A 21,036-nucleotide genomic window follows, 5' to 3' on the forward strand; every position below is an offset into this window, starting at 1 on the left:
TTGTATCTGTAACTTATTTATCCTATATAATTTTACTACAATGAATGCATATCATACTACCCGTATCGTATTCTTCTCTCCCACGCATACCTCGGCACGTATCGCACGTGCGGTGGCCGAAGGCATCGGTATGCCCCGAAGAATAGAGACCGACCTGACACTGGACGAGGCTACCACTCCCATTGAAATCAAGGATGAACTGACGATTATCGCCGTACCGGTATATGCCGGACGTGTGGCCCCTGTAGCCTTGCAGCGCATACAGCGCCTGAAAGCCGTCAATGCTCCAGTCATTCTCATCACGGTATACGGAAACCGGGACTATGAAGATGCCCTGCTGGAACTGAAGGATACGGCCGCTTCCCTCGGATTCACTCCTCTTTCGGCCGGTGCCTTTATCGGGGAACACAGTTACAGCACTTCCGACATGCCTGTGGCAGCCGGACGTCCGGACAGTTCCGACCTTCAACGTGCCATTCAGTTTGGCAAGGACAGTCTGCAGAAATTAACCGGACGGGATTCGCTGGAGCCTTTTTTCATTAAAGGAAATTTCCCATATAAAACCGTACAGCCGAACCCCTCTCCCATTTATCCGGAATGCAACGAGCGCTGTTTTGCCTGCGGAGAATGTATTGAGGTCTGCCCTACCCATGCCCTGAGCCTCAGTGACGACGGCAGCCGGGTGGTCACCGACAATTCCCGCTGCATCCGCTGTTGTGCCTGTGTAAAGGTCTGTCCGAACGAAGCCCGCGAATATCATACTCCTTTCACGGCCATCCTGTTTGAAAAATTCAGTGCCCGGCGCGAACCTGAAGTATTTTTCTAAACAGCCTTTTTCATTTTACGATACACATTATTATATTATATGAAAGAAAAAGAAAAAAGAGTACTGGTAGGCATGAGCGGAGGAATAGACAGTTCGGCCACCTGCATTATGCTTCAGGAACAGGGGTATGAAGTGGTAGGAGTTACCATGCGTACCTGGGATGTTCCGTCTCATTTCAGTACCCCCGGTCAGACGCAGCCCGATGAGGTACTGGAAGCACAGGCACTGGCCAGCCGGCTGGGCATCGAGCATCATGTAGCCGATGTCCGCAAGGAATTCCGCAAGGTCATCGTACAATACTTTATCGATGAATACATGCACGGGCGCACTCCCAATCCGTGTGTGATGTGTAACCCGCTTTTCAAGGAACGCATTCTCTGTGAGTGGGCCGACCGGACCCAATGTGCCTGGATAGCTACCGGACACTACTGCCAGCTGGAAGACCGGAACGGCTACCGCTACATCATCACCGGTGACGACCCGACCAAAGACCAGTCGTATTTTCTCTGGAAACTTCCTCAGGAGATTTTACGCCGCATGATGTTCCCTCTGGGCGGAATGACCAAAGCGGCTGTCCGGGAATACCTTGCTGCCAAAGGGTTTGAGGCCAAGGCACGCGGCGGAGAAAGTATGGAAATCTGTTTTATCGACAAGGATTACCGGGAGTTTCTACGCGAACACTGTACGGACATCGATGAAAAAATTGGTGCCGGATGGTTTGTAGACAGCAAGGGACTGAAACTGGGACAGCATAAAGGCTTTGCCTATTATACCATCGGGCAACGGAAGGGGCTGGAAATTGCCCTGGGAAAACCGGCTTATGTACTGAAAATCAATCCTGCAAAAAATACAGTCATGCTGGGAGATGCCGACCAGCTGAAAGCTACGCACATGCTGGTAGAAGATATCAATGTGGCGGATATGAATGAATTGCTGACTTGTAGCAATCTATCGGTGCGTATCCGTTACCGCAGCCAGCCTATCCCCTGCCAGGCCATTCTGCTGGAAAACCAGAAACTGCTGGTAAAATTTGCAACCGAAGCTTCTGCCATTACCCCGGGCCAGTCGGCGGTATTCTATGACGGCAACCGTGTACTGGGAGGTGGCTTTATTGCATTCCAGAACGGAATCAAGAAACTGGCGGCAGAAAACGAAGAGCGATTCTGCAACTAAAGAATTTACGATAGCAGGAGATGACTTCATCCTCCCGCATAAAAAAATGGAGAAACCCCAGTCGCACAGACGGGATTTCTCCATTTTACTATTTCAACCGGATTATTATTTATTATCCAATTCTTTCAACAATTCTTCCACAGCGGTTTTCAACTGAGTATCTTCTCCTTTCACCACAGTTTCCGGTGAATTCAGAATCAGGATATCCGGTTCCAGCTGTGTATTTTCCAGATAACTTCCATCCGGCAAACGATAACCGACTACCGGAATACCAAATACCATGCTAGGATCCTGCATGCGTACCCAGTTGACACTGGTCATGGTGCCCGGAACAGGAGCTCCTACCAGCTTGCCCAAGTTACGGTGACGGTACACCCACGGAGTACCGTGCGCATTCGAATAGTTGGCTTCACACTGTACCATGATAGAAGGCTTGTTCCAGCGGCGGCTCGGCATATCACAGGCTTCCCGTCCGCGAACCACCTGAGTAAAGTATTTCTCTCCACTGAACAATACCTCGATATCTTCGTGCAGACGTCCACCTCCATTAAAGCGGGTATCGATTACAATACCTTCACAGTTATTGTATTTACCTAAGATGTCTGAATATACGGTACGGAAACTTCCGTCATCCATAGATTCGATATGTACATATCCCAAACGGCCGTTCGACCAGCGGCGCACATCTTCCGCACGCTGTTTTACCCAACGCTGGTAAAGCAAGTCGCTGAAAGCTCCGTTGCTGACCGGTTTAACCACCTCTTCCCAACGGGCTTTTGTCTGCGGATTATAGAAAGAAACCAATACTTTCTTTCCGGTCTTTCCATTCAGCAGAGACACATAATCCACGTTCTTGCGAAGCGTTTCTCCATCAATCTTCTCAATAATGGTTCCTGCTTCTACCTTGCTGTTCTTACGGTAGAAAGGACCTTTTTCAACTACTTCAGCTACCTTCAGTCCGTCTCCATCGTATTTCCAGTCGAACAACAGACCCAGATTGGCAGTGGCCTCTCCGCGTGACGGAGCCGAATAACGTCCTCCTGTATGAGATACGTTCAATTCTCCCAGCAACTCACTCAACAGTTCCGCAAAGTCATAATTGTTGTTGATATGCGGCAGGAAACGGCGATAGTTGGCTACCATGCCTTCCCAGTCTACCCCATGCATGTTCACCTCATAGAAACGCATTTTTTCTTCACGGTACACATGCTGAAGCATATATTCGCGTTCGGCAGCCAGATCCATCTTCACTTCCGCTCTGTACGAAATCGGTTTCAAGGCTCCGGAACCCGCATCCATTTTCTGCAAGTTTCCTCCACCCAGGATAAAGATATTCTTGCCGTCAGCATCTGCTTCCATACCGGCCCATCCGGAATTCATCTTATGCAACAGTTTGGTATCGTGCTTGCGGAGATCCATCTTCCACATATCGAAACCACCTTCGAAAGCCGACAGATAATAAAGTGTCTCCCCATTTTCCGTTACAATGGCCGAAGCAATGTTGGATGAATTCGGAGTCAGACGGACAATACGGTCTTCGATACCTTCCAGTTCGACGGTAATCAGTTTTTCCTTCTTGTCTTTATCGTCCTTTTTATCGTCTTTCTTCTTATCTCCTTTCTTGTCTTTCTTATCTTCTTTCGCTTTTTCCTTTTCAGCAGCCTTTGCCTGTTCCTTCTCCAGTTCTTTCTGCAACTCATAGTCTTCCTTGCTCAGGCGGAACTTATCGTAAGCATTCTGATTCAAGAACACCATCATCACATCGTCCAGTGATCCCCATGAAGCATGGTTGCGCATACCGTAACGCTCAGTCGTAAACAGAATGGCATTTCCATCCATGGCCCAACGAGGAGAACCGCTGGCATAACCGCTGTTGGTCAGGTTAATGATTTCCCCTTTACCGTCGGCACTTACCAGACCGATATCAGAATACGGATCGTGACGGTTGCCGATGAAGGTCAGTGTAAACCATTTACCGTCGGGCGACCATGAATAATCAAAGCCTCCTGCCATGGTATACCAGGTAGAACCGTCGGTTACCTGACGCACCTTTTTGCTCTCACAGTTATACACCATCAGTTTATTCCGTCCTTCGATAAAGGCAATTTCTTTACCGTCGGGAGAGAACTGAGGATAAGCCCGGTCTACGTCCTTCGAAGCCAATAACGGTTTTTCTTCAATCAACGTAGCATTCGGGAAGTTCAAATCTTCGTCACGTACAATCTTGGCCATGTAAAGTCCGTAATTACCGTCTCTCTCACTGGCATATACCAATGTACGGTTGTCGGCACCGAACGTAAGTCCCGATTCAGCCTGCGGAGTATGCGTAATCTGCTTGGTAGTACCATACTCTACAGAAGTAACGAACACCTCTCCACGTACAACGAAAGCCACCTGCTTTCCGTCCGGAGAAGGAACGGCCTCCGTAGCCCCACGGGTAAAGGTGAAAGTGGCCGGAATATTCTCATCATCGCGTACCAGATCGATGGCTACCTTCACCGGTTTTCCACCTGCCTTTTGCGTATAGATTTCTCCATTATAAGTATAACATAGTTTGTTGTCGGCTCCCATAGAAAGGAAACGCACCGGATGTGTCTTGAAAGAAGTCACCTTCTCCACCTTTTCCGGAGCATTGAGCGCAAAACGATATACATTGAAAGAACCCTTGTTGCGTTCACTCAGGAAATAAACCTGCGTTCCGTCTGGAGTCAGTACCGGATTCCGGTCCTCACCGGCACGCTGTGTCAGGTTGGTATGCTTGCCTGTAGCGACATCGTATTTCCATACATCACGGGTGATGGAAGAAGTATGATGCTTGCGCCATTCATCTTCAAAACCCTTACGGTCCTGATACAGGAAAAAGTCGCCTTTCTTAGAGAAACTCACCATTTCGGCAGGTGTACCCAGTACCTGTTCCGTACGTCCCCCGGTAACCGGTACCCGATACAGTTCTGTCAGTGCTCCTACCGGATTCAATGCACTTTCCGCAGGGTCCTGAATAGCCGCAGAGAACAGTACATATTTTCCATCAGGTGTAAAAGCAGAAGGAACTTCCGAAACCGAACGGCAGGTCAGACGCTTTGCTTCTCCCCCATCTGCATTCATGATAAACAAGTCGGAGGTTCCGTAACGGTTGCTGGCAAAAGCAATCTGTTTACCGTCGGGCGACCATACCGGACTAGATTCATATGAATCCTGTGTAGTCAGCTGCACGGCCTTGCCTCCTTCGGCACTCACCTTATAAATATCCCCCCTGTAGCAGAACACAATTTCCTGCCCGTCAGGAGATATGCGCACATCGCGCATCCACAACGGAGTGACTGCCTGCAAGGCAGAAACTCCTGCTCCTAAAGCAATAGACAATAATAGTTTCTTCATATATATTTTTCTGTTATGTTTCTTCATCTTGCAAAGATACATATTATGGAGAGAAGCGAAAAAAAGTATAAATTTATTTGGAGTATATCCGTACATTTTTCTATCTTTGCAACGCTTTCTGAGGAAAGCGCCAAGAAGTTTGGACTATGGTGTAATGGTAGCACAACAGGTTTTGGTTCTGTTTGTCCAGGTTCGAATCCTGGTAGTCCAACGGACAAAAAACGCCCTAAGAATATCTCTTGGGGCGTTCTTTTTTTATCTTATACATACTAAATCTGAATAAATCCTTGTCCGAATTTCCACTCTGATCCTGTCATGATGCGATAGCATGACTATCCTGTATCCGGATCCTATTAAGTGTACTTGTCAGGAACCCGACTCAACCGTATCGAACACCTTATTATATTATAAACAAGGCAGTGTGAATTGGGCGGATCAGCCTGTTCAAATTCAAAAAATATCAGTGAAAAAGAAAGAGAGATACCCTCTTTCCAGAGGTATGGACATAAAAAAAGGAGTACCGCTGTACTCCAACCTTTGTTAACCTTAAATCTAATACTATGAAAAACACAGTGCAAAGATACGGACTTCTGAGTATTCTGCAAATAAAACAAGAAAAAACAGGTGTTTTATAACATGTTTTAAGAGGTTATCGTCATTTATAAATCTGTATTAACAAAAAACAGATGGAATATGTCACCACATTCCATCTGTTCATATCTTTTGACAAGTAATTTTATATAAGAAGTAAACAGTTGATTGATACCATAAGTTCTTTTTCACAAAAGCGTTTTCAACCGCATCGGCCGAGATGCAAATACCGATGACAGTTTCTCACTTTCTGCGGATGAGAGTCTACTGCTGTTTCATTTCAAAATCAAACAACATCGGTTTAAACTCTGCTACCGGTTGTTCATTCAGCAGTACCTCCTCTGCCACAAAATGAAACTTCAAACCGGCAGATTCGACTTCGTAAGCATTGCCGCTTTCCACAGCACTGATCTGTACTTTTACGGCAAACTGCTGTGCCTCCTCTCCTTCCGACGGCAAACTGAAAGTCAGTTCCAACGGTTTCGGATCAAGTGCAAGAAGCACGCTGTCTTTGGCCTCCGTAAGACTCGGAGTGTACCCTATCTTATAGGCAACGGCCCCAATTGCCTCTACAATCTGGTTGGCAGTTTCCTCGTCGTTAACGACAGAAAGGATAATATCTTTAACCGGAATACTGTCGAAAGCAATTGTATCATTATTCACTGCAGCTGAAACCTCGGTACCTGCAGTTCCCTCCTCTTTTTCCACCAAAGAAGTGAACATCTGTCCTGCATAATCACCGAAAACCACATCGGTCGTAATTTGCGCAGGTGGAATTACCGATGAATTTTCATCGTTATTATCACAAGCAGCCAATCCTAAAGTCATCACTAAAACGGTCAAAAAGGTCCTTGACTTTTTCATATCAAAAAGCTTCATAAATTTAAAAATTAAGTTTTTACTAATTGATTTATTTTAAGTCGACTCACTTTCGGAATTCCATTTATAAAATCTCCGGAAAGGCGGAATACTGCAGGACATACTTGTTAACAAGTAGTGAACCTATGTGGATAAACCGTTAAAATGTGATTTTAGTCCCATGATTATCAATAAGATATAAAATCATACCCAAACAAAGGAAAACTCATTAATTATACTTTATTAACTCAGCCTATGTATAAAAATACAACAGGGAAAAAGGAGAAACGAAACTCCGCCTCTCCTTCTTCCCTGTTGTTTCAATGTAATTTCAATATGATTATTTCCGATATCAGAGACCCAGTTTTTCAGAAATCTCAAGCATATTGCGAATCGGACGGATGGCCTTCTTTGCCACTTCCTCATCGACCTTTACTTCCGGCCATTCGTGTTTCAGTGTCAGATACAGTTTTTCCAGTGTATTCATACGCATGTAATTGCATTCGTTGCAGGCAGAAGCCCCGTCTTCGGGAGGTACCGGAATGAAATTCTTTTCCGGACACTTCTTTCTCATCTCATACAAAATACCGCTTTCCGTAGCTACGATAAAATCTTTCAGTTCGCTTGCCATGGCAAACTTCAGCAGACCGGCAGTAGAACCGATTTTGTCTGCCAGCTTGGCAACAGTTCCCTTGCACTCCGGATGCACCAGTACAGCCGCTTCCGGATATTGCTTTTTCAGTTCAATGATTTTTTCTACAGAGAATTTCTCATGGACGTGGCAGGCACCGTTCCAAAGCAGCATATTACGCCCTGTAATCGAATTTATATAGCTTCCCAGATTACGGTCCGGTCCGAAGATAATCTTTTCATCAGCCGGAAAACTTTCCACAATCTGCTTGGCATTGGTAGAAGTCACCACTACATCCGTAACGGCTTTTACCGCCGCACTGGTATTCACATAAGAAATGACCGTATATCCCGGATGGTCTTTCACAAATTGAGCGAAGGCTTCGGCCGGGCAACTGTCAGCCAGTGAGCATCCCGCATTCAGGTCCGGAATCAGCACTTTTTTGTCCGGGCACAGAATTTTGGCAGTTTCTCCCATAAAATGAACTCCGCACATCACGATAATTTCCGCATCTGTCTTCGCAGCCCATTGTGCAAGCGCCAGACTGTCTCCGATGAAATCCGCTATTTCCTGAATTTCGTCCGACTGGTAGTAGTGCCCCAGGATGACAGCGTGTTTTTCCTTACAAAGTTTTCTAATCTCAGCCTTCAGGTCCAGACCTTGTGCTACGGGTTCATCTACATATCCCCTTTTCAACCAATTTTCTTTATTCATACTATTAATAATATATTTTTTCTTCTTTTTAAAAGAAAAGTATGATAGTAATAATAGCCGGTTAATAATGTTAGTAAAAATAGCTGTCCGGTTTTGCTTTTGAAGTTATTAGTGTAAAGTATCCGGATATCAAATTCTCATTAACATGTTTACTGGCTGATTTTCTTATGTTTTATTTATCTATTAACAAATTGTTGATTGATGACAAAGTTAAAAACTTTCCGACTATAAACTAGCTAATTTCGCTGAAAAAATATGTTTAAACTGATCGTGAAACTTTTGGCTAACTTTTTTGGATTGTTGATTCTCAATCTGCTATAATACATTGCATTCAATAATGCAAGAAATATTTTTAAATTGATATGCGTATGTTTTTTACACCTTTTCAACGCTTTTCAACAAGGTTATGAAGATAGTTTTTATCTTTGTACGGAATTTATAAAGGAGCAGATGGCTATGTCGGAATTAAGAAAGTTGAAAATAGTGGAAATGAATCGTCTGACGGTGGAAGAATTCAAAGAAGCTGAAAAACTTCCATTGGTAGTGGTATTGGATGAAGTGCGCAGTCTGCACAATATCGGTGCGGTGTTCCGTACCTCAGATGCGTTTTTGGTAAATGCCATTTATCTGTGCGGCATTACGGCTACCCCTCCGCATCCGGAGATGCATAAAACGGCGCTTGGAGCGGAATATTCTGTCGACTGGAAATATTTTAAAAAGACTCAGGAGGCTGTAGAAGACCTTAAGAATCAAGGATATACTGTGCTGTCAATTGAACAGTGCGAGGGCAGTACCCTGTTGGATGAACTGACCCTGGAGAAGGATAAGAAGTATGCCATCGTCTTGGGAAATGAGGTAAAAGGCGTACAGCAGGAAGTCGTAAACATGTGCGACGGATGCATTGAAATACCTCAGTACGGTACCAAGCACTCTTTGAATGTATCGGTAACGGCAGGCATCATGTTGTGGGAATTTGCCAATAAACTGATTCGGTTGAAAAAGAATTAAACAGAAAAATAATCTGGTACATTCAGTCGGCTGAAGTTGCGTGGTGACGTGCTTCAGCCGACTGTTTTTATTAGTGGAAAATACTTGTTGATAACTTATTGATATGTTGTTAATTTATTGGTAACCATATAATTGCAATTGATAAATCGGATTATAACTGTCCGTTTTCGACCAGTATGATAATTCTTTCCACCATTTTATCTTCATCCTCCGGTTGGTATTCTTTCTTGAGACTGGCACCGAATACTGCGGCAAACGTCTGATAGAAGCCTGCCTTAAAAGGTCCCATAAAAGCCTTTACCAGTTGATAAGACGACTGGTTGCACTCGCGGTTGACCAGTTTTATCAATAGTTTGCCTTGTGAAAACGTCAGTTTCTTCATTTTAGGCGTATACTGTTCCTTCAATCCTTTTTCCACCAGTTTGATATGCCGGTTTTTGGATTTCTCATCGGGTAATGTCTCCAGAAACTCATACGTCTCGATGACGATCTGTTTGATTTCCTTTGCCAGAGGCAATGTCTTCTTCACGTCTCTGACCAGCTTGTAGTAATATTTTTCCTGGCGCTTGTTTTTAAAACGCAATTTGGGGTATATATATATGTTTTTCAGCGTTATACTAGGTATAGTATCTCCTTGATACACACAAACAGGAACCATATAGCCGTTTGTGGATGGGGGAGATGTATGCTGCGCCTGTACCGATAAGGTGACCAGCCAGAATAGCACTATGTATATACCGTGTCTCATCGCACGCAAAAATAATGATAATAATAAATTCCCTGTCCTCTTATACCAAAATTTAACGTATATAGGCTGTTAATAACTGTTGGATATGTGGTTGATAAAGTTTGCTTTTATTTGTGTTACAGTGAGTTATAGTTTTGTATCTGTATCTGCTCAGTCTTCGTGGCTGGAATGGAGCGAAGGCAATGCCGACGAAGGCGGTCCGGCGTTTCAGGAAGAAGAATACGAACGCTTGAGTGAACTGGCAGCCCATCCTTTCAATATCAACACCATTACCAAAGAAGAGCTGGAGCAGCTGCCTTTTCTTTCCGATTCCCTGATTGAACACATCCTGTATTACGTATACAAGTACGGTCCGTTGCTCAGTCTGAACGAATTATGGGGAGTGGAGGGAATGGACTGGCAGACCAACCGATTCTTGCGCGACTTTATTTATATCGGTCCGTCCGGAAAATCTGATTATCGTTTCTCTTTTAAACACTTTTTGAAATATAATAAACAGGAACTGTTGACAAGGGTGGATATCCCTTTGAACCGGAAGGCGGGTTATGCTTCTTATTCAGCGGAATACCTGGCTGATCATCCCAATAAAAAATACGAGGGCAGTCCGCTTTATCATAATTTCCGGTATCGGATGGAATATCAGAAAAAAGGGTTCGTCGGAGTGACTGCGGAAAAAGATGCCGGAGAACCTTTTTTCTCCAAACACAACCGGAAAGGATATGATTTCTATTCTGCTTTTCTGTTTCTGCAGGATATCGGTCGGATCAAAGCGCTTGCATTAGGAGATTATCGGGCCTGTTTCGGTTACGGACTGGTGATGAACCAGGGGAATTTCACTATGGGTAAACTTGATAGTCCTTTGGCTATGAGTCGTTTGGGTAGGGGAATTTCCAGATATTCCTCCCTGTCGGAGTACGGTTATTTTAGGGGAATGGCGACCACGCTTCGGTTAGGAGAAAGGTGGGAATGGTCGGTCATGTATGCGTTCAACCGCCTCGATGCAAGTGTGGAAAACTCGTTTATAACCTCGTTGAAAACCGATGGATTTCATCGTTTGAAAAAAGAGGAAGAAAAGCGTAATTCAGTAACTAATAATATGATTTCAAGTAATTTATATTTTAATACTCCCCGGTTGAAAACTGGAATAACAGTTGTTTATAATGTTTTCAATAAGGTGTTAAATCCTTCTTTCCGTCCTTATAACCGCTATTATCCGCGGGGAGACCGCTTTTACAATGCAGGTATTTATTACAAATATTTCTTCGGACGCTTTGCGTTTTCCGGAGAAACCGCTGTCGACAAGAAGGGGAGGGTTGCTACCCTCGGTCAACTGACTTATTCACCGTCTGTTCATACTTCCTGGCTGTTTATTAACCGGTTTTATGATAAGAAATATCAGTCCATCTACGGAAATGCTTTTGGAGAGCACAGTCAGCTTCAAAACGAGATTGGTTCGTATATTGGATTGGAAACCAGTGTGATTAAGAATATCCGACTATTGGGATACATGGATTTCTTTCATTTTTTCTATCGTAAATTTCAGGTGGATAAAGATCATACCTCGGGAATGGAGGGAGGATGCCGGATAAGTTATTCACCGGACAATTCACTGATGATGTTAATAAAGTATACGTGTAAAAACAAGCCTAAGAATCTGCTTTTACCGTCTCAGGAAAAGTATGTGATGCCTCATATCCGCCACCGCATCCAGTTTCAAACCCATTATGCACTTCATTCACACTGGCTGTTGAAATCGAAGGGAGAGTATGTGCATACCTCGTATGGAGGCAATCGTCCGGCCGACGGGTGGCTGATTAACGGTGGAGTAAGATGGCAAGGAAAACAGTGGCAGCTGGATGGGAGTGGGGCCTATTTTTCCACAAGCAGTTTTGATGCACGGGTCTATATGTATGAACCGGGTCTCCTCTATGTCTTTTCGATGCCTTCTTTCTCCGGCAGAGGATACCGGCTTGCCTTGAACCTGCGTTATGCTTATAAGAAATGTCTGGTGTTTCAAGGTAAATGGGGATGGACGCATTACAGGGACAGGAACCGGATCGGTACGGGACTGGAAGCTATTCAGGGGAATGACAAGGCCGACCTTCAATTTCTGTTAAAACTGAAATGGTAGTAGCGGAGAATCGTATACGTTGGATGGGTTTTTCGCTATATTTGCATTGTATGTGAATATAGGATATGGCTTGAGCAACGGCCCGTTCGATCAGGTTATTGCTCTCCTTGTTCGCTATGTATGTAATTTAAACACGTGATTGAAGATTGAAAACTATGGCTACAGTTATTTATCCTTCTCCTATTTTTGGCCCCATTCACAGCCGTCGTCTGGGGATATCATTGGGAATCAACTTACTTCCCGGTGACGGAAAATTCTGTTCATTCGACTGCATCTACTGTGAATGCGGATACAATAAAGATCATCGTCCGACTCAGAAACTGCCCACCCGTGAGGCCGTGCGTGAGGCACTGGAGGCCCGTCTGCAGCGCATGAAGGAGGAAGGGGTGGCTCCTGATGTATTGACCTTTGCCGGTAATGGGGAACCGACGGCTCATCCTGATTTCGGTGGAATCATATCGGATACCCTGGCTCTGCGCGACCGTTATTTCCCGGATGCGAAGGTGAGTGTATTGAGTAATTCAACTTTTATTCACCGGCCCGAAGTGTTCGAGGCGTTGAAAAGGGTGGATAATAACATCCTGAAACTGGATACCGTGGATATGGAATACATCCGGCGGGTAGACCGTCCGAACGGACAGTATGATTTACAGGCAATTATTGAGCGGATGAAAGCGTTTCAGGGACAGCTGATCATTCAGACCATGTTCATGAAGGGATATACCGATGAAGGAGAGGAGGTAGACAATACTTCCGACCGTTTTGTGTTGCCCTGGATAAAGGTAGTGAAAGAGATTGCTCCCCGGCAGGTGATGATTTATACCATTGACAGGGAAACTCCCGACCAGTCGCTGAAAAAAGCCACTCATGAAGAGCTCGACCGCATTGTGGATTTGTTGAAAAAGGAAGGCATTTCGGCTACTGCATCGTATTGACGAGACATAAGGGCATAAAAAAAGGAGTACCGCTGTACTCCAACCTTTGTTAACCTTAAATCTAATACTATGAAAAACACAGTGCAAAGATACGGACTTCTGAGTATTCTGCAAATAAAACAAGAAAAAACAGGTGTTTTATAACATGTTTTAATAAAAACAGAAGACTTGAAATTTGCTTTAACAAAAAGCGTTTCCCTGTTCATTTGTACATGAAGACAGGGAAACGCTTTTCTTTTGGATGGAAATATTACTTTTTCAGTATATTTGTCTGTTCTATTTCACGTCTTGCCACTTCCAGGGCCTCATTGATGTTGCTGCAGATGTTTTCTTTTCCCAGCAATTCGTAGAAACCTGACTTCTCAAGTACGGCATGTACTTTTTCGTTTACTCCGGAGAGAATGATGTTGATATTCTCTTTTTGCGACATCTTACACAAGGTAGTAAGGTTGTGAATACCGGTTGAGTCGATGAAAGGCACCTTTCTCATACGGATGATACGGATTTGCGGACGGTCGCCCAGGCGGGCCATGATTTCTTCGAATTTGGTAGCGATACCGAAGAAATAAGGACCGTTGATTTCATATACTTCCACTCCCTGCGGAATGATCAGATGTTCTTCGTGTACTTCCAGATCCGATTCCTTGTTAGGGTCTATCTCGTCGGTGATGACAGAGATTTCAGTCGTTTCCATCACACGTTTCATGAAGAGTACGCACGCGATGACCAGTCCCACTTCGATGGCAACAGTCAAGTCGAAAATCACTGTCAGGAAGAAAGTAATCAGCAGTACCGTTACGTCTGATTTCGGGTTTTTCAACAGACCTTTGAACACCCTCCATCCACTCATGTTATACGATACAATGACCAGTACACCTGCCAGACAGGCCATAGGGATATACTGTGCCAGCGGCATCAAGAACAGCAAAATCAACAGCAGGACCACTGCATGTACGATACCTGCAATCGGAGAACGTCCTCCGTTGTTGATGTTTGTCATCGTACGGGCAATGGCTCCGGTAGCCGGAATACCTCCGAACAGCGGAGTGGCCAGATTGGCGATACCCTGTGCAATCAGTTCCGTATTGGAGTCGTGGCGGTCGCCGATGACACCGTCGGCTACGGCTGCAGACAGCAGCGATTCGATGGCGCCCAGTACGGCAATGGTAATGGCTACCGGGAACAGGTTTTTCACAGCCTCCCAGTCGAGTTGAGGTACGGCTGCTTCCGGCAACTGGGCCTGGATGCTGAAGCGGTCACCGATTGTGTCAATGCAAGTGATGCCCCCGTACATTTTCAGGAAATACACACCTACCGTCACCAGGATGATGGCTACCAGTGAACCGGGAACCTTCTTCGAGAATTTAGGAGTAATGGCAATGATAAATACACTGACAACGCTCACTATCACGTTCCACCAGTTTACCGTATCGAAATGATGGAAGTACAAGATCCATTTGCCGATAAAGTCTCCCGGAATCTTTTCATCGCCAAACTGCAGACCGAAAATGTCGGCAATCTGAGTGGTAAAGATGGTTACGGCGATACCGCTCGTAAATCCCACGATAATCGGGTAGGGAATAAACTTGATGACGGTACCCAGTTTGAAAACGCCCAGTAAGATGAGCAGTACCCCTGCCATCATGGTGGCAATCATCAGTCCTTCGAGGCCGTATTCCTGAATGATACCATAAATAATGACGATAAAGGCTCCGGTCGGTCCTCCGATCTGTACCTTGCTGCCCCCCAGGAACGAAATGATAAATCCGGCGATAATGGCTGTGATAATACCTTTTTCAGGACTTACTCCGGAGGCGATACCGAAGGCAATGGCTAAAGGAAGTGCCACAATACCTACAATGATACCTGCCATCAGGTCGGTCATGAAATCGGCCTTGCTGTAATGTTTCAGCGTGTCGAATAATTTCGGTTTGAATTCAAATGCTTTCATATTATGTTGTAAATGTTATAAATTACAAAAAGAAGTGCAAAAGTATATAATAATTCGAACATTCTTTATATTATAAGGTTATATTTATATAAAGGGAATTTAAAATATTAATATATCCTAAAAGTAAATTGTAATCATTACAAATTTGAAAAAAAATACTACCTTTGCAATATCAAATTAAAAACGAAGAATTATTAACCAACTAAATAACTACGATTATGGAAAAAAGCATTAAAGGAACAAGAACTGAGAAGAATTTGGCGATTTCATTTGCAGGTGAATCACAGGCCAGAATGAGATATACTTACTTTGCAAGTGTAGCAAAGAAAGAAGGTTTTGAACAGATTTCAGCAATCTTTACAGAAACAGCTGACCAGGAAAAAGAACATGCAAAACGTATGTTCAAATGGCTGGAAGGCGGTATGGTAGAAATTACTGCAAGCTACCCGGCTGGTGTAATCGGTACTACTTTCGAAAACCTGAAGGCTGCGGCTGCCGGTGAAAACGAAGAGTGGTCTTTGGATTATCCGAAGTTTGCTGACATTGCCGACGAAGAAGGTTTCCCGGCTATCGCTAAGATGTACCGCGAAATTGCCGTAGCAGAAAAGGGTCACGAAGAAAGATACCTGGCTTTGGCAAAGAACATCGAAGAAGGAAAGGTATTTATGAAGGATGTGGAAACTGTATGGCAGTGCCGTAACTGCGGTTACTTGTATGTAGGTACTGCAGCTCCTGAAATCTGTCCGGCTTGCTTGCATCCACAGGCTTATTTTGAAGTAAAGAAGAACAACTATTAATGTAGTATTCCAAACTGTTCTGAGAAGTAGATAATATGGCAGGGAAGCTTTGTCGGTCGCACAGGGATTGAAAAGTTTCCTTGCCTTTTTTCTCATCTGAAAGGGGATGAAAATACCTATTTTAAGGTATTGCATTGTGTTTCAGAACTTGGCAACTTTGTAAGGAAAAAACAAATCATCAATTTAAACAGTTAGTACAATGAAAATTAAAGCTATTATAGGTCGGGAAATATTGGATTCACGTGGAAATCCTACCGTGGAAGTGGAAGTCAGACTGGAGTCGGGCGTAATGGGTCGTGCCTCGGTACCTTCCGGAGCTTCTACCGGAGAAAATGAGGCACTGGAACTGCGGGATAAGGATCCGAAGCGTTACGGTGGAAAAGGGGTGTTGAAAGCGGTGGATAACGTGAACAAGGTGATTGCACCGGCACTGGAAGGGTGGTCGGTACTTGAACAGCGTGCCATCGACCACAAGATGCTGGAACTCGACGGAACCAAAACCAAGTCGAACCTGGGTGCCAATGCGATTCTGGGTGTGTCACTGGCGGTTGCCAGAGCGGCTGCCAATTACCTGAACATTCCGCTTTACCGTTACATCGGAGGTGCCAACACGTTTGTAATGCCGGTTCCGATGATGAACATCATCAATGGAGGATCACACAGCGATGCCCCGATTGCCTTTCAGGAATTTATGATCCGTCCGGTCGGTGCTTCTTCTTTCCGTGAGGGACTGCGCATGGGAGTGGAAGTGTTCCACGCCTTGAAGAAGGTGCTTCACGACCGTGGATTGAGTACTGCGGTAGGAGATGAGGGAGGCTTTGCTCCGGCACTGAACGGTACGGAGGATGCCCTGGAATCGATACTGGCAGCCATTAAGGCAGCTGGTTATGAACCGGGTAAGGATGTGATGATTGGCATGGACTGTGCTTCTTCTGAGTTCTATAAAGACGGAGTATACGATTATACCATCTTCGAAGGAGAGCACGGAAAGAAACGTACTTCTGCCGAACAGGTGGCTTATCTGGAAGAACTGATTGCGAAATATCCGATCGACTCTATCGAGGACGGTATGAGTGAAAACGACTGGGAAGGCTGGAAGCAGTTGACGGAACGTATCGGCGACCGTTGCCAGCTGGTGGGAGACGACCTCTTTGTAACAAACGTCGACTTCCTGTCGAAGGGTATCGCTACCGGTTGCGCCAACTCGATTCTGATCAAGGTCAACCAGATCGGTTCGCTGAGCGAGACACTGGATGCCATCGAAATGGCTCACCGTCACGGATATACTACGGTGACTTCACACCGTTCGGGTGAGACGGAAGATGCTACGATTGCAGACATTGCCGTAGCTACCAATAGCGGTCAGATCAAGACCGGTTCACTGAGCCGTTCCGACCGTATGGCCAAATATAACCAGTTGCTCCGCATTGAGGAAGAATTGGGAGATTTGGCAGTCTATGGCTACAAACGCATTCGCTGAATAAGCATGATATAAAAAAATTGGGTTAACAAAAATATCGGGTAATTCCAGCTTTGTGCCGGAATTACCCGATTATTTTGTATCAGCCGATACGGTTATTGTTATTACAGGTCATTATTTCTTGCGTTTTTTACGCTTCGCCCAGCCTTCCTCCATGAAATCCGGTTCCATGCGACGGAAATCCTTGTCGTCATCGTGCTGGAAGAACTGCTTCCAGTCGTCTTTCCGTTTCGGGCCGCGTGCGGCTGTATATCCGCGTTCTTCCCGACTGGGTTTTTCCTTCTTTCCGGCTGCTTCTTTCTTCTCTTTCTTTTCCTTGGAGGTATTTTTACCTTCTGCGGCATTTTCTTTCCGGCTGCGCTTCTTTCCGCTCTTGTCGCTCTTGCCGTTGTTTTCTCCTGCCACTTCCACAATCACTTTTCTGCCACCGTTCAGTACCACCTTGTTCAAGGCCTTGATTACCATCGGTGCCTGACTTTCAATGATTTCGAAGAAAGAGAAATTCTGCATCAGGTCGATCCGGCCAATCTGGATATGCTCTTTTTTCAGGTTGCGGTTCACCAGTTCGATGATCTGGTTGGCATAGAAACCGTCCGTTTTTCCCAGATTGAGGAACAGACGGGTATAACCCTTCTCTGCCTTCCGGGCCGTTTTCTCACGGTCGGTTCCCCGGTCTTTCCGTTCCTTGGCTTCTCCCTTCTTATCGTTCGACTTAGGCTGTTCAATCTCAGGTGCATTCTTGTAGTAGTTCAGGAAGCGGTTGAACTCCATTGATACCACTCTCTTGATCAGGTCCTCTTTGCTCAGCCATTCCAGTTTGCGGTAGATGTTCGGAAGGAAAGCCTCGATTTCCTCTTCGTCCACCTTCACCTTTTCGATGTCATCGATGACTTTAATCAACTGCTGTTCACAGATGGCCTGTCCGCTGGGGAGGATGCCTATTTCAAACTTCTTTTTGATGATGCGTTCGATTTCCTTCATTTTGCTCTTTTCGCGCAGGTTCATGATGGCAATCGAAATACCCGTCTTTCCGGCACGTCCCGTACGTCCGCTCCGGTGAGTATAACTTTCCGTATCGTCGGGCAGTGCATAGTTGATGACGTGCGTCAGGTCGTTTACGTCAAGTCCGCGTGCAGCCACATCCGTAGCTACCAGCAGTTGCAGATGGCGCTGGCGGAATTTCTGCATGACCAGATCGCGCTGCGCCTGGCTCAGTTCTCCGTGCAGTGAGTCGGCATTGTATCCGTCCTGAATCAGCTTGTCGGCGATTTCCTGTGTTTCCTTTCGGGTACGGCAGAAAATGATACCGTAAATCTGCGGATAAAAATCCACTACGCGCTTCAGTGCCAGGTACTTGTCCTTGGCATGCACGATATAGGCAATATGGTGTACGTTCTTGCTTCCTTCATTCTTGGTACCGATGGTAATTTCCTTGGCATTGTGCAGGTAAGTCTGTGCAATGCGTGAGATTTCCGGACTCATGGTAGCCGAGAACATCAGGGTGTTGCGGTCTTCCGGAACCTGTTCCAGAATGGCGTTGATACTCTCGGTGAAACCCATGTTCAGCATTTCATCCGCTTCGTCCATTACCACGTCCTGAATGGTTTCCAGACGAGCCACTTTGCGCTCCATCAGGTCAATCAGTCGTCCCGGAGTAGCCACAATAATGTGTACTCCTTTTTTCAGACTGCGTATCTGGCTGTCAATGGATGAGCCGCCATATACAGGAAGTATTTTAAGGTTGGTAATATACTTGGAGTAATCCGTCAGGTCACCTGCAATCTGCAGGCAGAGTTCACGGGTCGGACACAGAATAAGTGCCTGAGGCACACAGTTCTTTACATCAATTTTCTGAATCAGCGGCAGACCAAATGCGGCTGTTTTTCCGGTTCCGGTTTGCGCCAGAGCCACTACATCGTTGCGGTTTCCCAGCAAATACGGTATCACTTCTTCTTGTACAGGCATCGGGTATTCATACCCCATTTCTTCAATCGCCTGGCGTATTTCTGCAGAAACGCCGAGTTCTTCAAATGTCTTCATTTATTTCAAATATCTAATTCGGCTGCAAAGATACGGACATTTAATGGATTATCTGCTATAAGAGTGCAGGTATTTGTGGCAGTGTCATGAGTTTCAGCGTTTCATGCTTGTGAAACTTCAGTTGCACTGTCAGGAAACTTGAGTTTCACAGTCTTGCAACTCGAATATCAAGGCCGTGAAACTTTTTCATAAAGTAGAGGAGGGCGGAAATGCAAGGTGTTGTCGCCGCAGCGATTACTCTTCCTTTTTATTTTCCAGCCTTTTCCACCATTTGGTGTATTTCCGGGTGACTTTGTAGAAGACAAAGGTACCCAGATAGAGCCAGATGATGCTGGCAGTGGTGCGCCATCCGTGACTTTCAATGAGCGGGAAGAAAGTCAGAAAACAGATGATTTCCATTATGATAAGCATGGAAATAAAACTGATGGTCAGGTAAAGAAAGGCCATCGGGCGTCCGTAGTTGCTCCAGTGTTTCATAATTGGCAGGTATTAGAAGGTTTGGGTGATAAGGTTGCTGGCTTGTAGGCTTACGGCATGGGAGCCGGCTCTTTCCACACGGGGGTCTGCGGAATCTGCCGGACAATGTATCCGATGCTGACGACGGTCAGGACGACTCCCAGTACCGCGATACCGGCCGCCCCTCCTGTTCCGTAAGTCGAAATCAGGGTAGCCTGCGGATCTTCGGCAATGAGGAAGGTACACACCGCCGTACCGTTGTTGACAAAGTGCATCAGGATGCTTGGCAGCAGACTGCCGGTGCGGTAATACATCCATCCCAGGGCAGTACCCAGTACGAAGGCAAACGGAATCTGCACCGGATTGCCGTGTACGGCACCGAAAATGAGGGAAGAAAAGAGGATGGCCCATACCGGATTTTTCCATTTCCGCAGCAGATGCCCCTGGATGCTTCCCCGGAACAGAAGTTCCTCTACGAGGGGAGCCAGGATGACGATGGAGACGATGCCCAGCGGGTGGTGCATCATCTTGTCGAACATCTCCTGGAAATTATTAGGCAGGTCGGCCAGTTCGTTCAGGTAGTTGGTCCATAGTCCCATGCCTGTGACAAGGACGATGGAGGAAAGTCCGATTTTTATCGTCTGGAGAGTGTTCCACCGCACCGGGTGTACCGATGTATATTTGCCAGCCAGCAAATGAATGCCGATGGCCACGGTTGCCAGGACCGAAGCCCATAAAAGCAGGTTGAAATAAGGGCCGTCCGAAATACCCGGCACTTCGGTGGTGTGGTTGTAAATCATATAGCTGCAGATAAACACCCCGTTGAATGCCAGCTGGTAGGCAAAATAATAAAGCAGTAGTTTGATGGTTCTTCCCATAATCGTCGGTTCTTTGTCTGGTTCAATATGCAATGGTTCGTACGAAAACATCCAGGCGGCTGAGCGTAAACAGCCGTACCCGCGGCCGCGGTAGCAAGGAGATACCGTCAGCATCTGTTTCGTATCATACGAAGATAGCACTTTACCCGTAGATATTGAAATAAAAACCGGGTTTTTCGTTTTTTGCCGCCAATGTATGGAAGAAATTCTGTACTGACTGCGGCGCATTTCATCCGCCAGGGCCGGCGGGATCCGTGCAAAAGCCCTTCGGGGAGTCTTAAAATTTCAATATAATTTTTATCTTTGTAATCGGCGTGCGACAAGAAGTCGTACAAGTAATTGTTCAGCATGATGTCTGAACCTGTTGTTCCGTCAACAGTAGCCTAAAGAGGCGTGCTTTACGAGTAATTGTTTGGTGCGAAGCCCTCTTGACAATATGGT

15 protein-coding genes and 1 tRNA gene are annotated in these 21,036 nt (G+C 45.6%); 8 read left to right on the plus strand and 8 right to left on the minus strand.

Annotated features, from left to right (window positions below; all coding sequences use genetic code 11):
* The first annotated feature begins 40 nt into the window (after positions 1 to 40).
* Both H3001_RS13125 and mnmA read left to right on the plus strand, forming a co-directional pair.
* On the plus strand, positions 41 to 826 hold the full coding sequence (locus H3001_RS13125; protein WP_181215173.1) for a 4Fe-4S binding protein: 786 nt from the start codon (positions 41 to 43) through the stop codon (positions 824 to 826).
* Between the two features lie 39 nt (positions 827 to 865).
* A complete protein-coding gene (mnmA, locus tag H3001_RS13130) occupies positions 866 to 1,999 on the plus strand; it encodes a tRNA 2-thiouridine(34) synthase MnmA (RefSeq protein WP_181215174.1) in 1,134 nt (377 codons plus the stop codon).
* A gap of 105 nt (positions 2,000 to 2,104) precedes the next feature.
* On the opposite strand, the gene H3001_RS13135 is transcribed toward mnmA, so the two are convergent.
* The gene (locus H3001_RS13135; protein WP_181215175.1) at positions 2,105 to 5,377 is read right to left on the minus strand and encodes a S41 family peptidase; all 3,273 of its coding nucleotides are present in this window, start codon (positions 5,375 to 5,377) and stop codon (positions 2,105 to 2,107) included.
* Positions 5,378 to 5,517: 140 nt separating this feature from the next.
* Between H3001_RS13135 and H3001_RS13140 the strand changes: the two genes are divergently transcribed.
* Positions 5,518 to 5,588 (plus strand) — tRNA-Gln (locus H3001_RS13140).
* 644 nt (positions 5,589 to 6,232) lie between these two features.
* On the opposite strand, the gene H3001_RS13145 is transcribed toward H3001_RS13140, so the two are convergent.
* Together H3001_RS13145 and nadA are read right to left on the minus strand one after the other, a co-directional pair.
* Positions 6,233 to 6,832, minus strand: a complete 600-nt coding sequence (locus H3001_RS13145) for a DUF4840 domain-containing protein (RefSeq protein WP_246368589.1) — start codon at positions 6,830 to 6,832, stop codon at positions 6,233 to 6,235.
* A 346-nt stretch (positions 6,833 to 7,178) separates the two neighbouring features.
* Entirely contained in the window at positions 7,179 to 8,171 is a 993-nt protein-coding gene (gene nadA, locus H3001_RS13150) for a quinolinate synthase NadA (RefSeq protein WP_181215177.1), read from the minus strand.
* 456 nt (positions 8,172 to 8,627) lie between these two features.
* On the opposite strand from nadA, the gene H3001_RS13155 reads away from it, so the two are divergent.
* On the plus strand, positions 8,628 to 9,179 hold the full coding sequence (locus tag H3001_RS13155; protein ID WP_181215178.1) for an RNA methyltransferase: 552 nt from the start codon (positions 8,628 to 8,630) through the stop codon (positions 9,177 to 9,179).
* 151 nt (positions 9,180 to 9,330) lie between these two features.
* On the opposite strand, the gene H3001_RS13160 is transcribed toward H3001_RS13155, so the two are convergent.
* Positions 9,331 to 9,927 (minus strand): DUF4294 domain-containing protein, encoded by a 597-nt coding sequence (locus H3001_RS13160; protein ID WP_181215179.1) that lies wholly within the window; start codon positions 9,925 to 9,927, stop codon positions 9,331 to 9,333.
* Between the two features lie 121 nt (positions 9,928 to 10,048).
* Between H3001_RS13160 and H3001_RS13165 the strand changes: the two genes are divergently transcribed.
* A complete protein-coding gene (locus tag H3001_RS13165) occupies positions 10,049 to 12,058 on the plus strand; it encodes a helix-hairpin-helix domain-containing protein (RefSeq protein WP_317170776.1) in 2,010 nt (669 codons plus the stop codon).
* A gap of 155 nt (positions 12,059 to 12,213) precedes the next feature.
* Positions 12,214 to 12,993, plus strand: a complete 780-nt coding sequence (locus H3001_RS13170) for a radical SAM protein (RefSeq protein WP_181215181.1) — start codon at positions 12,214 to 12,216, stop codon at positions 12,991 to 12,993.
* A 250-nt stretch (positions 12,994 to 13,243) separates the two neighbouring features.
* On the opposite strand, the gene H3001_RS13175 is transcribed toward H3001_RS13170, so the two are convergent.
* The gene (locus H3001_RS13175) at positions 13,244 to 14,944 is read right to left on the minus strand and encodes a SulP family inorganic anion transporter (protein ID WP_178244938.1); all 1,701 of its coding nucleotides are present in this window, start codon (positions 14,942 to 14,944) and stop codon (positions 13,244 to 13,246) included.
* Between the two features lie 218 nt (positions 14,945 to 15,162).
* Between H3001_RS13175 and rbr the strand changes: the two genes are divergently transcribed.
* Both rbr and eno read left to right on the plus strand, forming a co-directional pair.
* Positions 15,163 to 15,741 (plus strand): rubrerythrin, encoded by a 579-nt coding sequence (gene rbr, locus H3001_RS13180; protein ID WP_178244940.1) that lies wholly within the window; start codon positions 15,163 to 15,165, stop codon positions 15,739 to 15,741.
* Between the two features lie 199 nt (positions 15,742 to 15,940).
* The gene (gene eno / locus H3001_RS13185) at positions 15,941 to 17,221 is read left to right on the plus strand and encodes a phosphopyruvate hydratase (protein ID WP_181215182.1); all 1,281 of its coding nucleotides are present in this window, start codon (positions 15,941 to 15,943) and stop codon (positions 17,219 to 17,221) included.
* A 114-nt stretch (positions 17,222 to 17,335) separates the two neighbouring features.
* Here the strand turns inward: eno and H3001_RS13190 are convergent, their stop codons facing one another.
* From H3001_RS13190 to H3001_RS13200, 3 genes are all read right to left on the minus strand, one after another.
* Entirely contained in the window at positions 17,336 to 19,261 is a 1,926-nt protein-coding gene (locus H3001_RS13190) for a DEAD/DEAH box helicase (RefSeq protein ID WP_178244944.1), read from the minus strand.
* 234 nt (positions 19,262 to 19,495) lie between these two features.
* Positions 19,496 to 19,738 carry a hypothetical protein gene (locus H3001_RS13195; protein WP_178244946.1) on the minus strand — a complete coding sequence of 81 codons (243 nt, stop codon included), beginning with the start codon at positions 19,736 to 19,738 and terminating at the stop codon, positions 19,496 to 19,498.
* Between the two features lie 50 nt (positions 19,739 to 19,788).
* Entirely contained in the window at positions 19,789 to 20,595 is an 807-nt protein-coding gene (locus H3001_RS13200; RefSeq protein WP_181215183.1) for a CPBP family intramembrane glutamic endopeptidase, read from the minus strand.
* Between the last annotated feature and the right edge of the window lie 441 nt (positions 20,596 to 21,036).

Origin of the sequence: Phocaeicola faecicola, from assembly GCF_013618865.1 — a bacterium.
Lineage (GTDB): Bacteria > Bacteroidota > Bacteroidia > Bacteroidales > Bacteroidaceae > Phocaeicola > Phocaeicola faecicola.

Excerpts from the sequence above, each read along its gene's own strand:
- H3001_RS13125 (WP_181215173.1), top strand. The coding sequence starts at position 41 with ATGAATGCATATCATACTACCCGTATCGTATTCTTCTCTCCCACGCAT.
- mnmA (WP_181215174.1), top strand. The coding sequence starts at position 866 with ATGAAAGAAAAAGAAAAAAGAGTACTGGTAGGCATGAGCGGAGGAATA.
- H3001_RS13135 (WP_181215175.1), bottom strand. The coding sequence starts at position 5,377 with ATGAAGAAACTATTATTGTCTATTGCTTTAGGAGCAGGAGTTTCTGCC.
- H3001_RS13145 (WP_246368589.1), bottom strand. The coding sequence starts at position 6,832 with ATGAAAAAGTCAAGGACCTTTTTGACCGTTTTAGTGATGACTTTAGGA.
- nadA (WP_181215177.1), bottom strand. The coding sequence starts at position 8,171 with ATGAATAAAGAAAATTGGTTGAAAAGGGGATATGTAGATGAACCCGTA.
- H3001_RS13155 (WP_181215178.1), top strand. The coding sequence starts at position 8,628 with ATGTCGGAATTAAGAAAGTTGAAAATAGTGGAAATGAATCGTCTGACG.
- H3001_RS13160 (WP_181215179.1), bottom strand. The coding sequence starts at position 9,927 with ATGAGACACGGTATATACATAGTGCTATTCTGGCTGGTCACCTTATCG.
- H3001_RS13170 (WP_181215181.1), top strand. The coding sequence starts at position 12,214 with ATGGCTACAGTTATTTATCCTTCTCCTATTTTTGGCCCCATTCACAGC.
- H3001_RS13175 (WP_178244938.1), bottom strand. The coding sequence starts at position 14,944 with ATGAAAGCATTTGAATTCAAACCGAAATTATTCGACACGCTGAAACAT.
- rbr (WP_178244940.1), top strand. The coding sequence starts at position 15,163 with ATGGAAAAAAGCATTAAAGGAACAAGAACTGAGAAGAATTTGGCGATT.
- eno (WP_181215182.1), top strand. The coding sequence starts at position 15,941 with ATGAAAATTAAAGCTATTATAGGTCGGGAAATATTGGATTCACGTGGA.
- H3001_RS13190 (WP_178244944.1), bottom strand. The coding sequence starts at position 19,261 with ATGAAGACATTTGAAGAACTCGGCGTTTCTGCAGAAATACGCCAGGCG.
- H3001_RS13195 (WP_178244946.1), bottom strand. The coding sequence starts at position 19,738 with ATGAAACACTGGAGCAACTACGGACGCCCGATGGCCTTTCTTTACCTG.
- H3001_RS13200 (WP_181215183.1), bottom strand. The coding sequence starts at position 20,595 with ATGGGAAGAACCATCAAACTACTGCTTTATTATTTTGCCTACCAGCTG.